This is a genomic window from Clostridioides sp. LIBA-6822 (assembly GCF_056688955.1).
The window spans coordinates 34,531-48,096 of the sequence record NZ_CP196997.1; the positions used below are offsets into that span (position 1 = coordinate 34,531).

At 28.9% G+C, this 13,566-nt stretch carries 7 protein-coding genes; all 7 read right to left on the reverse strand.

All coding sequences use genetic code 11. The features are described 5' to 3' along the window. Positions 1 to 2 precede the first annotated feature (2 nt). Positions 3 to 6,413, reverse strand: a complete 6,411-nt coding sequence (locus tag ACTG48_RS21550) for a hypothetical protein (RefSeq protein ID WP_479918840.1) — start codon at positions 6,411 to 6,413, stop codon at positions 3 to 5. Positions 6,414 to 6,681: 268 nt separating this feature from the next. Then, entirely contained in the window at positions 6,682 to 6,909 is a 228-nt protein-coding gene (locus ACTG48_RS21555) for a hypothetical protein (protein WP_159067237.1), read from the reverse strand. 272 nt (positions 6,910 to 7,181) lie between these two features. Continuing rightward, entirely contained in the window at positions 7,182 to 8,552 is a 1,371-nt protein-coding gene (locus ACTG48_RS21560) for a phage tail tape measure protein (protein ID WP_479918841.1), read from the reverse strand. Positions 8,553 to 8,608: 56 nt separating this feature from the next. Then, a complete protein-coding gene (locus ACTG48_RS21565) occupies positions 8,609 to 9,691 on the reverse strand; it encodes a WG repeat-containing protein (protein WP_479918842.1) in 1,083 nt (360 codons plus the stop codon). Positions 9,692 to 9,768: 77 nt separating this feature from the next. Continuing rightward, positions 9,769 to 11,220 (reverse strand): zinc-ribbon domain-containing protein, encoded by a 1,452-nt coding sequence (locus ACTG48_RS21570; protein ID WP_479918843.1) that lies wholly within the window; start codon positions 11,218 to 11,220, stop codon positions 9,769 to 9,771. A 108-nt stretch (positions 11,221 to 11,328) separates the two neighbouring features. After that, positions 11,329 to 12,102: a PD-(D/E)XK nuclease domain-containing protein gene (locus tag ACTG48_RS21575; RefSeq protein ID WP_479918844.1), complete on the reverse strand. Its 774-nt coding sequence runs from the start codon at positions 12,100 to 12,102 to the stop codon at positions 11,329 to 11,331. 20 nt (positions 12,103 to 12,122) lie between these two features. Beyond that, a complete protein-coding gene (locus ACTG48_RS21580) occupies positions 12,123 to 13,328 on the reverse strand; it encodes a hypothetical protein (protein ID WP_479918845.1) in 1,206 nt (401 codons plus the stop codon). Between the last annotated feature and the right edge of the window lie 238 nt (positions 13,329 to 13,566).

Sequence of the window (13,566 nt, forward strand, 5' to 3'; positions counted from 1 at the left end):
TTTTAATATTTAGTTTTTCTTACTATTTCTTTAGCAAGTTCATCTTGAGATTTTTTAATCATTTTTTCTACTTCTTTTAATATATCCCTATTCATAGTACCTTGTACACTAACTAATGGAGCATTGTAATTAAATTGATTTTGATTAGATTGTTGAGGTTGATAACTACGACCTCTAGGTACTGAATAATTACTATATTCACCAACACCTAATTTATCTTGAATATCTAACATATCCTCCATTACTTTTTTAGCAATTTCAAGGTTACCAACTAATTCACTTTTTATAATAGCCCCTGTAGCCCCTAATCCATCACCATACTTATCAGCAAAATCAAGCAATGTTTGCTGTAAATCATGAACCTCACCATTTATGTCTGTAAATAATCCTGTATTTAATGCTTCTTTGATTAATCTAGCTAATTCTTCTTTAGTATACTTATTATCCAAATCTTCTTTAGCCTTATCTGCTTCATCTTGGAGTCTATCACTTTCATCATCATACATATCATTTACATCTTTATCAATCTGGTCTTGAACTAAATCTTCTAATGCTCTCTTAGCCTCTTCTAATTCTTTTCTTAATTCCTGTACTTTCTTTTGTCCTGATAGTGAACTATCTCTTTCAGCAATATCTAATTTCTTTTGAAGTTCCTCTATTTCTTTTGATTTATCATCATAATCACGCTGATAATCTGCTTTATCTCTAGCTTTATTGTAGGCTTCTTTTTCTTTATTAAGTGCATCAAGACGTTTTTTAAGCTCATCATCTATCTGTTTCTTACGTTCTTCAATTTGCTTTTCATAAACTTTAGTTATCTCATCTTCTATTTCTTTAGTAGTTTCTAACTTTTCTTTTAATGCTGCTTTAATTGTAGCATCTAACTTAGCCATTTCTTTTTCAGCGTCAGGAATTTTATCCATCATTAAATCTAGGTATGCATCAACTAATTCTTTCGCTTCATCAAAGTTATCATTACTTTGGAATAACTTGTCTAGTTGTTGAATGTAGTTAGTTATTGTACCATCATCTCTAAATTGAAATCCAAAACCTTGAAGTTTACCCTTTATTTCATTTTGACTTTGTTTCATGTAAGCCGTAGTTTCACTCATTTCTTTTTTCTGTTTTTCTAATAAATCTAGTTTTTGTTGAAGTAAATCATTTTTTTTAACTCCAAAAGCACTACCCATCAGTACATCTAACAATTCAAGTTGATTATTAACTTCTTCAACATCTCTATTCATAGATGTCCATTCAGATTCTTTGTGTAGCTTCCAAGCCTCATTTCTTAAATCTCGCTCTGCTTTTTCTATATCTTTTGTAGCATTTACTACTTCTTGTTTTTCTTCAACTACTTTTGGTAGTTCAGTAAACATGATATCTAAATATTCATCACGATATTTCTTAGTTTCATCCCAAGCTTTTTTAGCATCTTCATATTTCTTCTTAGTCTTATCAGATGCTTTCTCTTTATTTGCCTCTGCTTCAAGTTTAGCTAATTCTTTTTCTTTTTTTATAGATAACTCTTCATAATTTGTCATGTTGCCATCAGAATTAAACTTGAAACCTTTGTCACTCAATACCTTTTTAAATCTATTTGCTTCATCTTTTGTAAGAGCTTCTTTTCTATTTAAAAGTCTTTCCTGCTCTTTATATAGTTCATTTTGCTTTTTAAGATAATTGAGTTTCTGTTCATTAGTAGCATTTTTCATTTGTTTATCTAACAAAGACAATTCATTTGTTACTTTTGAAAGTTGGTTCTCTAATTCTTTAAATAACTCTATCTCATATTTTATAATGGCATCAAAATTTTTATCTATTGGAGTGTCTTGAGTTAATGTTTTAAGAGCTTTTATTGGTGCTGCGGCTCTTGATAATGCTCTTGAGAATAAGGATGGCTTTGTTACAGGAGTTTCTTCACTTATGGGAACTGGTTCTGAAAGTGTTCTAGGTTGAACTGATAGATTGGCTGGGATTGGAGTCCCACCAGTAACAGAGGTATGTTCAGTATTATTCTTATCTGAATTATTGTTTCCTCCACCACCTGAAGTATTTGTTACTTTATTAGTTACAAATGTAGTAGTGAATGTTTTTCCTGCATAATTTGCTTTAAATGATTCTATCTTCCTCATTAAACCACTAATATTTTGTGCAGCTTGTGCTGTATATGCATTAAATCTAGTTGTAATAGTCTTTCCACCATATCTGTTTACGTAACTTTGTACTTTGGCTAATAATCCAGATACATTTTTTGCAGCTTGTGCGGTTTCTGTTTTAAATACAAGTGTAGATACTTTTAATGATAAATATTCTTTTACTCTAGCTATAAGCCCTGATATATTTTTTGCACCTTGAGAAGTTTCTGCATTAAGATTTATATTATAGTTATTCTGACCAAACTCTTTGGCTTGTTGTCCTAATGATGCTATTTTACTTGCAGTATCTTCTAATCCAATAGCTCCTACAACTGGTTCAACTTTTTCACTATTAAGCTCATCCATTTTTTGTTTAGTACTGTCTAATTCATCTTTTCCTTGATTGTTTAAAGAAAGTTCTACAACTTTTATAGGTGATATACCTTGTATAAATTCAGCAGTTTGTTCTGCTTCTTCTTTACCCTCAGTTTTTACATCAACAGTTGGAGTAGCCGTTTTACCATTTAACTCATCCATTTTTTGTTTAGTACTATCTAACTCTTCTTTATTGCTTACTTCAGGTTTTACAATTGGAATATAGGATTCATTTCCATATTCATCTAATATTCTCATGCATTGAACAACTTTTTCACTATTATTAACTTGAGGATTTAAATTAGGAGTATATGTCTTATTTCCATTTTTATCTAATGTTTCTATGCATTCAACTACTTGTGACTCTCCATTTACTTCTGCATTTACTAAAAGGTCAGCCTTAGTTCCATCTGCATTTTGAACTGTATTAACAGTTTTTTCTGCATTTTCTCCTCCTTCAACTTCTATTCCTAACTGTTTCTTTATTTCTGGAGGTAAACTATTTATTAATTCTTGTAAGCTACCTGCTTCTTTTAGTTTATCTAAATTATTTACAATAAAATTAATAACAGCTTCCTTTTGCTCGTCTGGAGCTTTATCAAATAATTCTTGCACCATTTGAAGCTTATCTGCATTTTCTATCATGAAACTTAAAGTGGCTTCTTTTTTACCAGATGGTGCATTATCAAATAAAGATTTTATAACATCAATATTATCTGGATACTGTATAGAGAAATTTGCAAATTTTTTCTGTAAATTCTTATCTGTTATACTATCAAATAATCCTTTTACTTTTTCAAACTCTTTTATACCTTCTATTTTTATTCCATATTTCAATGCTACATCAGGATTTTTAGCAAGATTATCAAGAATATCCTGATAGTCTTTCGCATCTTCAATTACATCTTTATTTTCTTCAATAAATTTGAGAGTCATTTCTCTATTTGTAGGAAGTTTTTCTATCATATCTTTGACTTTGCCTATGTGTTCTTGACCAATGACTTCAGTATCAATTATATATTTTGCATCTTTAGGTAAGGACTCATAGTCATTTTTCATTTGTTGAAGTTTTTTATCATTACTAACATCTATATCATATTTTACAAGATTTTTAAGTGGAATATTTTTTATAGCTTCATCTAAAGAATTAACACCTTCAAATGCTTGACCACAATCAGCTATAAAATTTAATTTAGTATCTTTATCTTTAAATTTGTTTAATTGCTCATCAAGAATATCTAATTCTTTAACAGATTTTATATTAGTATTATCCTTTATTTTAATAGCAATATCTTTATCTTTAAATTGATTTAATCTAGCTTCAAAAGCTCCTATTTCTTCAACAGCTTCTTTATCATTAAATAAAGCATCTATATCTATTGTACCTAAACCTTTAGCATCTAATTCCTTATTTATTGCTTCTAATGTTTGCCTTGCTTCTTTAGTATCTCCTTGTTGAAAAGCATACATTACTTTTATTGCAAAGGCTTGTTCATCACCAGTAATTCCATTTATAGAAAATTCACTTAACATCTTACTGATTTCTTTTGGAAGGTCTTTATTTTGAGAATACTTTTCAACCATATCTTTTGTTAGATTTGGACTCATCATGTCTTCTAAAGTATTATTGACAGCCTCAAATTGACGTTTAAGTGTTTTAGCCATAGAGTCGCCATTTCTTAAATCATTATCTGTTTTATTAAAAGATTTTAAAAAAGATTCTACTCCTCTTGAAGCTTCATATGAACCCTGCGTTATTCCATCAAGCATGTCTTTCCAAAAGTCAACATCATAACCAGTACCATCAGATGCTAATTTAGCTAATTCATCTATCTTTTTATTATAATCTCCAACACTAATTTGGCCACTTTGAAAAGCTTTATTTGTTTCATCTAATGATTTTTTAAAATTTGATAAATCAATTCCAGATGAACCCAATGCCATTATTGCATTTTGTACTTTTGGAAATTCCTCTCTTGTAAAATCAGAAAAATCTAATGAACCTTGAAGAGATAGTATTTCACTTTGAATTTTTGAAGTAAAATCAGAAAATGAAATATCAGATTTTATACCAGCAAATATTCCTACTCCTGCTTCATTTGATTTTTTCTGAATTTCATTAAGTTTACTTTGATATTCACTTTCTCCACTATCAACTATTTTTTGTCTTTCTTCATAATATTTCTGGTATTCTGCTAATGCCTTTTCTCTCTGTCCATCGTTTCCAGTTTGAGCCATTAAGAGAGCTTTATTCATCTTTGATTCAGTCTCTACAATTTTTGAATTCGTTTCATTTTGAATACCTGCAAGTTTCTCTTTTGCATCTTTATAATTAACTACTTGGTCAAAGAATCCATTGACACCTTGTTTTCTAACTTTTCCAGTATCCTTCTCATTTAATTCGTCTAATGCAATTTTACCAGCCTCTTCTTTATCACCAGCCATTAGAGCTTCTTTTCTAGCTATAGCTTCATCTAAATCAGAAATTAAGTCACTAACATCTCCACGCATATTTAAAATAGCGTTTCCATCACTATCATTTCCTACAACCAGTTCAGGCATCAGTTCTGCTATTTCTTTTGTTAATGTTTTATACCTTTCTAATTCTTCTGGGGTCTTATTTGACTTATTATACAATGTGTCATATTCTTTTTGAATACTTTTTAGACCATCTTTTTGACTTTTATATCCATTTATTTCATCTTGAGCAACTTGAATTCTTTCTTCTGCTTGTTCCTTAGCTATTTCATTTCTACGGACGTATTCATCTATCATCTTTACAGCGGTAGATATACCTGCTGTTGCAAGTCCTAAAAATGCACCATTTAATAAAGTTACACCTGTATTTGCAAGTAAACTACCAACCATACTTCTTTTCATTCCGTCATTAAGTTCATTTACACCTTTTGAAGCTGAATTAGCACTTTCACCTGTTTTTTTAGATGCTGAATTGACTGCATAAAGCGAACGAATACTTTCTTTTCTCGCATCAGCATTTTGTTTCATAGCTTCGGCACTTTGTTTCATTGAATTGGCAGTTTCTTTACTAGCCTTAATTCCCTTCATTGAAGATTCATTTACTTTATTATTTACTGAAGCAACTTTTTGACCACTAATATATAATTTATTGTAGTCATTTACCATTTTTCCTGTCTCTTTATTATAATTGACAACTGGTAAATTTCTTTTAGTATCATTATTAAGTTTATTAACATCTTTAGAGGCTGAATTTATCATATAGAGAGAACGTGCATTTTCTTTCATAGCATTAGCAGTTTCTTTACTAGCCTTAACCCCTTTTACTGAAGATTGATTCATTTTATTATTTGAAGATATTACTCTTTCAGTATTAGCGGAAAGTTTGTTATAACTATTTGACATTTTTCCCAATTCTTTATTGTAATTAACAATTGGCAATAAACCTTGTTTTTGATAATTATTTAATTTGGCTTGAGAATTAACATATGATTTTATAGCTTTTTCAGTATCTTTAGTATCTATTGGTATTAATTTATTCATAGTGTTGGCAAAGTAATTAGGTATTGCTCCTGTTGTGCCTAATCCTTTAATCGTTGCAAATAGTCCACCAATTGTACCTACAGCCAAAGGAATACTCATTCCTATTTTTTCAAATCCACTGACAATTTTATCTAAAACATTTACAAAGGAAATAGCAACATCTAATACTCCTTTAAACATATCAGTAGATATTGTTGTTGTTACTAATTTCTTTAATCCTTCAGATAGTTGTATCATCTTCCCTTCTGCACTATCTACGAATCTTTTATTTTCCTTGTCACTTGAACCTACCATTAACCCCTGTTTATACTGTTCCTGATAAGCTATAACGTTTTTCCAGTTGTTCATTAAAGCAACAAAACTATTTATGTGATATTTTCCCAATTTTGTTATCCATAAGGCTTTTTATCCTTATGTTCTTACATTTCTTATTCATGCAAGTTCAGCATATATTTTCATCTTCAGCACTATCTGTTAAGATGGAGGACACTCGTGGGAAAATTCTATTCTATACTATTTTAAACATAAAAATAGCATAGGTTCATTTCCTATGCGTTACGGTGATTAAAGTTTTTTAATTCTTCAATTTACCTCGGTGTTAACATCTCAGCCTTCACCGATTTTGCCCCCTTATAATATTAAACATTTCTGTTTAACACGCCAAAAGTTTAGCTGCTGCCTCAGCGATACCATTTCTTTGGTCATCATTAAGGTCTTTCCACTTTGTATTTAGCTCCCCTAGAACATCCATTGTTCCTTTTATTTCACCAGTCTGTTTATTCCAAATATCTATATTTGCTAGTTGTTTGAAGGCTTTATTTGTTTTATTAGCTTCTAAAGTTCCTTCTTTGGCTGAAGCCTTTACTCCCGCTAGGTTCACTGCAATACTTTTTAAAGCTGTCTTTTATACCCTCTGTTTCCAGATATTTATTAAGGGAATAGACTATACCATCATCCCATAAGGATGTCGATTGGTAGTCGTTGAGAGCTTACCTTATTAATATTAACTTAGGTCTATCTCTGCTGATTACCCAATCCTTGATATTTTAAGATAATATACAAGTTTCCAAATATATTTACTAATCAAGGCTCTAAGGGCTTTCCAGCATATTCTCGATTCGATTACATATTGCTATGTAAAAGGGCTATTTGTTAACCTGTCTTTTCTGCATTTTGTGTACTTTCCTGCATTCCAACTACTAATGCAATTGAATCTTCCATTGAAGTTCCAAATCCAGCTAATACACTTGCACTTCTTTGTAATGCTGAACCTATATCTCCAGTTGTGACAGCAAAATTATTTCCTGCATAATTGGCAAGGTCTGAGAACTTTGTTAGATTATTGTAATCTTTTCCTGCACCTTGTAATTCAGTACGAAGAGGTTTTAAACTATTAGCTACACCACCATATGCTGACATTATTGATGTTAAATATGTATTGGAATCTTCCTGTGATAAATCTGAAACATTTGCAAATTGTGCTGATTTTGTAGCATATTCCATCGCATCATTTACATCTTTTATACCAGTTTGAAGTGCTTTTGCAGTTCCTTGTATTATGTCTGTACTTGAACGAGCAACACTTATTCCAGCTTCAATAGCTGAGTCTCTAAGTGAATTTAAATCCTCTGTTGTTCCTCGAAAATTATCTGGAGCAACTTTCATCAAATCTCTAAAACTACTATCTAACTCCACAATTGTTGTCTTTATATTTCTAGCAAAACTCATCATGCCCATACCAATCATGTTTCCAAGCGTAAAGGTACTCATACTAGAATATAAATTTTGGAAGAACCCATTTGTAGTTTTTAGGCTGGAATTTAATCCAGAAAAACTAGATTTCATACCACTTATTTGTGACTTTATTCTAGCTAATTCATTGGCCTTTTTATCCATTGGTAAATTAGAAAGTTCTTTTAATTTAGCTTCAAGCTTATCAATTCCAGAAGTTGATTGACCTAATTCTAATGCCTTTTGTCTTAATCTATCTAAATCAGCTTGTGCTTTTGATGTATTTATATCAAATTTAGCATTGAATTTAGATTGTTTGGTAGCTGATTCTAATTCTTTATATTTATTTTTTAATGATTCCATTCCCGATATAGCAGCGTTCATTCCACTACTATTCATATTTTTAAAATTTAAATTTTGTATTTTCTTTAAATCACTTGATAATGCTTTTAATTTAGATGTATCTACATACCCAGATTTTCCTAATGAAGCTAATTTACTTTGTAAATTTGTAGCATCTCTTTGTAATTTAGCAAATTGGCTAGAAGCTTTACTTATACCAGAATTATTAAATGACTTTCCTCCGAATAAACTATTTTGAGTTTTTGTGCTTAAAGCATTAATTTTAGTTAATACTGCTTCCAATTGTTTTAAATTATTTAAAGATGAAGTATTCATCTGTACATCTAATTTAATAGGTTTTCCTTTGGTTGATTCTTGCAAAGTTGCCATTTGTTTTTTAGCTTTAGAATCATCTAGCTCTATACTGGTTCTAATTTTAAACTCCGACATTAAATCACACTCCTTTTCTGCATAAAAAAAGGCAGTCAATTGACTGCCTTAATAATTTAACTATAGATTTTAACTATATCTTCATATTTAGGTTTAATAACTATTTCACCATTCTTGTTTATAACTCCCCATTTATCATTTATACATACAAATGCCAATCCTTCTTTAAACGCACATGCACTTTCAAATTGAGGTTTAATAACTATCTTACCTGTTTTATCTATATATCCATATTTATCTCCAATATTAACTACCGCTAAATCTTCACTGAAATTATATAATTTTTGAAATTGAGGCTTAATAATTACTTTTCCTTCTCTATTTATTGCTCCATATTTATTGTTTTTACTTTGAAATACAAATAAATTCTCTGATTTAGTATATGGTCTTCGTAATGACTCTTTTGAAATGACATTTTCATTTTTATCTATAGTAAAGTATGAACCCTCTTTGTATGCAGAAGCTAAACCACCATAAAAACTCATTAAAGAGTCATACTTCAGTTCTATTATAAAATTTCCTTCTTTATCAATACAACCTTCTTTATCGTTTATTTTTACGGCAGCTAAATCTTCATAAAAATTTTCTGCTGACTCATATTTAGGTTCTATCACAAACTTACCTTCTTTATTTATAAAACCGTATTTATTATTTACTCGAACTCTAGCTAATCCATTGCTAAATGAAAAACTTTGCTCATTTTTAATATCTATTACAATATCACCTTTTGTATCTATATACTTATCTTTTCCATCTAATTTAATTTTAGCTAATCCTTCACTAAAATCTAATGCTAAATCATATTGAGGATTAACAACTATGTCTCCCTTTTCATTTATATATCCATATTTTTCATTATCTCCAGTTCCAAATTGACAAACAGCTAATCCATCGAAAAAATATCCAAGATAATCAAATTCTGGTTCTATTACAGTATTACCTTTTTTATCTATATATCCATATTTCCCATTTAGCTTAACTCTTGCTATTCCATCCTTAAAAGCATTTTCATTTGGATTATCATGCATTTTTTCTGAGTAATAAATATCTTCATTTGTATCTTCTTTACTATCACTACATCCAACAACCCCAAATCCTAACAAACCAATCATTAAAATCAATAACAATCTCTTAAACATAATATCTCCCCCTATACTCTGATACTTCAATTATATCAAGTCTAAAGGAAAATTTATACTACAAATAAGAAGTCTACTTAAAGCAGACTTCTTATTTCTCTATCTAATATTTCTTCTATATTATCAAAATCCCAATACCATATTTCTAATAGCTTATATCCATTATTTTTAGCATACTCTCTTTTTCTTTTATCATGCTCTTGTTGTTGTTTATATTGCTCCTCAGTTTGGTATGAATTAGTTAAGCTCCCATCATGAAATTCACCATTATACTCTATCCATATATTTAATTTTGGTAATATAAAATCAGGTCTTAATACTCCATCATTTATACCTTTTAATTCCATAAAATATTCTTCATCATATATATACGTTACATCATTATTAATCAACCATTCTTTAATTCTTTTTTCTCCTTTACTCATTGAACATATTGGACACCAATCTCCTCTTTGAGTAATATTTACAACTTGTTTTTTAAACACATTACCACATTCATGACATATAAACTTATATTTTTTATGTGTATTTTGTGCAATTTTAAATGGTGAAATTTTATTATCAGGATGCCATGAAATTAATACTTTATCTAAGTTATTATATCCAAACGAATCTTTAAAATGAATATTCTTCAGTATTCTAGGATTACAATAAGGACATCTACCTCCTCTAGTAAAGCTATCACAATCTACATTATAACTACCATGATAATCTTTGTTCTGACATTTAATCCATATCTTCTCTTCACTACGAGGCCTAATTTTCCAAGGATTGATTTTATTTTTTTTACTCCAATACTTTTCTATAAAATTCTTATCTGTATTATCTATATGATATTGAGCAAAAGAATCTTTAGGATGATTTTGTTTGTTATTAAATGTTGGATGACAATAAGAACATCTATATCCTTGTGTAAAACTATGAGCTATAGTTTTATAACTATCATGATATTCTACTTTTATACATTTTATCCATACATCATTAGTTGTATTATTTTTCCATATATAATAAGGATTCACTGTATTTTTTTCAAAATCCCAATATTTATCTAACCCTTCACCTAGCTCTTTTTCAATATAATATGCAAAACTGTTTTCATATTTTCTGCAACAATTTCCACATCTTTGATTTTCATTTATAAAAGAGTTTGCAACAACAGTATATACACTTCCACAATACTTATGTCTTATCTCAACATAAACTGCATTAGCTATATCTCCTTTAGGTAGGATATCTCCTTTAAAATAACTGTTTATGTATTTATATCCAGAATCTTTCTCGACTTCTATTTTATGTTTATCTTTCATCTTATTATATTTACATTTAATACATCTTAAAGCACCTTTGCCTTTTATAGTCTGCCAAGTTCTTTTTGCTATTATATTTCCACATTCACATTTCCATTTATGATTAAAGTTATTCCCACCATATATTTCATCAACCAGCTCTAAATCAACATCATGTTCCTTCAACAACCTATTAACTTCATCTCTACACATACCCTTATTCAACTTAACATCTTTAACCATAATCTCACCTTCTCCAAAAGGAAGGTAACCTAAATTACCTTCCTTTTATCCTAAATCACCTCTATGTAGTCTATCATGTAGATTTAAATGAAAATACCCTAAATTGATTTATAGATTTATAGGTTGAATAACTATTGTTTCTATATTTTTATTTTCATCACATCTAGTATATGTATTAACAAATGCCACTTTATTTTTTATAACTCTATTTTTATCATATATAAAGAAAAATATGTTCCTATAGTTATAGTGAAATCCATCTGAGCCTATTTCTTCTGTTAACTTCTTCTCAGTCATAGATTCTCTAGAACACTTAACTTCTATAACTAAGTCATACTGCTCTATGAATATATCATATCTAATAGATGCATTTCCTGTATCATCACTGACTTCTACCCTTGAGTCTGGAAAAATAGGTTTTATAAGTGAATATAAAATCCTTTGAACATCATATTCGTTTCCTATTTTTATATCATTTAATTTATCTTTAGTTATATGTGCCTTCCCATGAGTATTAGCTTCATACATTTCATATAGATGCATATAAAAATTACTCAGCACATTTCTTATAATCATTTTGGCGACATCTTCAGTAAATACACCCATATTACTTAAATTAGTTTTATTTTCAATGTTATTTAACAATGACCTTAAGTAAGTTATTAACCTAGACTTAGCAGATAAGATACTTTTTCTAGTAGCCATATTAGAAAAATCATTTTCTTGATACATCAATAATCTATCAATATCAGATTTTTCAGTTTGTCTAAAAGGAATATTTAAAATATCTATATTGTCTATATACTCTTTAATTAGTCTTATATCACTCATTGCTTCTAATTCATTAAGTAAGTTTGAAATTAATTCTACTTTTTGACTCAATTTAATTTACCCCATTCTAATTAATATGTTCCCCATCTCAGATAAAATAAAAATAATGGGTCTAAAATATGAACTACATTATCCTTCCATTCTAGTACTTTATAAATACCATCCTTTTCAGTTATAATGTTTTGTATTTTATTAAGTGATTCTCTAATGGTTTTTTTATCTGGTTTTTTTATATCACATATAATTAAATCATCTATTCTTCTTTTAAGTTCATCTAATGTTAATCCAACTAAAGGAGGATTTTTCCTTATAGATTCTACTATTAATCCATATATATCTAGTTCTTTATCTATATTAGTTTTATACAACTTTCTCTTATTTCCTCTTGGATTAGGGCCTTCCTTTAGTATTTTTACAACATCATTATAATTTAGATTTATAGTTGTAAACTTATATGCTATTTCCAAAACATCTTCTGGCACTTCTTTAATATTTCCTGCATCTGAATCTATTAATGTGCATATGCTTAAACATATATACTGCATTAATTGAGGAGAAGTTAAACTTTCTATAGATATCTTTCTGGATATATCATTTTTAATATTTATACCCAGTTCTCGAAATCCTTTTATTGCAATTTGTTCTAGCTCTGATTCCTTCCAAGGTTCTATATTTATTGAGTTAATCCTACCTGTCAAATCTGCATTTTTTCTTATAGCATCATCTGCTCTATGAGGAAGTGATATTACTATTGCTTTAAACTCTTTTCTTATAGCATCTTTCAATTGCTGAGCTATATGTATTTGAACATCTTCTGAAGCATAATGAAAATCATCAAGCACTAATACTAGTCCATTATCTTTAAAATATTTGATTACTCTGTCTTTATTTAATACAAATTTTTCAGATTTATTAATTTCTTTTTTTGATTCCATATTTCCCTTTAGGTTTACCTCTCCAAATTCTCCGCTAACAGATAAACCCACTTTCACTCCTATAATGTTCCAAAAATCTTCGCTATCTTTAAAATCTACTCCCGACATTTCTATAAGATTTTCTAAAGCTATAACTTTTTCACATAAAACAGTCTTACCCATCTTAGATGGGCCAATTATAGAAGTCAAATAACCAGAAACCTTTAAGGCTTGTCTTAGTCTAAGTTCATAGTCTATACCTAAATCAGTTGATTTTCTTGATACATATGTATATTCTGGAAAAGCACCTGGCTTAAAAACTTGTTCTGCCAATAATCTATTCATTTTATCACTTCCATTCATTAAACATTTATTATAATATATAAAAACAATTTATTCTTTATTTTATATATTAACATATTTAAGTTGTCTTATACATATTTAAGTATATTTTAAGTATGTTAAAGTACTAATTTATAGATAAAAGTACTTTAACATATATAATACATACTATTTAACAATATATTTAACTAAATCTAGTTCTATTCTAAATTACCTTCCATATAATTACTTGAAAAATACAGCTACAAAAGAATACACT

What these genes read in the sequence shown, in the direction of transcription:
- ACTG48_RS21570 (WP_479918843.1), bottom strand. Translation starts at nt 11,220, where the DNA reads ATGGTTAAAGATGTTAAGTTGAATAAGGGTATGTGTAGAGATGAAGTT.
- ACTG48_RS21560 (WP_479918841.1), bottom strand. Translation starts at nt 8,552, where the DNA reads ATGTCGGAGTTTAAAATTAGAACCAGTATAGAGCTAGATGATTCTAAA.
- ACTG48_RS21580 (WP_479918845.1), bottom strand. Translation starts at nt 13,328, where the DNA reads ATGAATGGAAGTGATAAAATGAATAGATTATTGGCAGAACAAGTTTTT.
- ACTG48_RS21565 (WP_479918842.1), bottom strand. Translation starts at nt 9,691, where the DNA reads ATGTTTAAGAGATTGTTATTGATTTTAATGATTGGTTTGTTAGGATTT.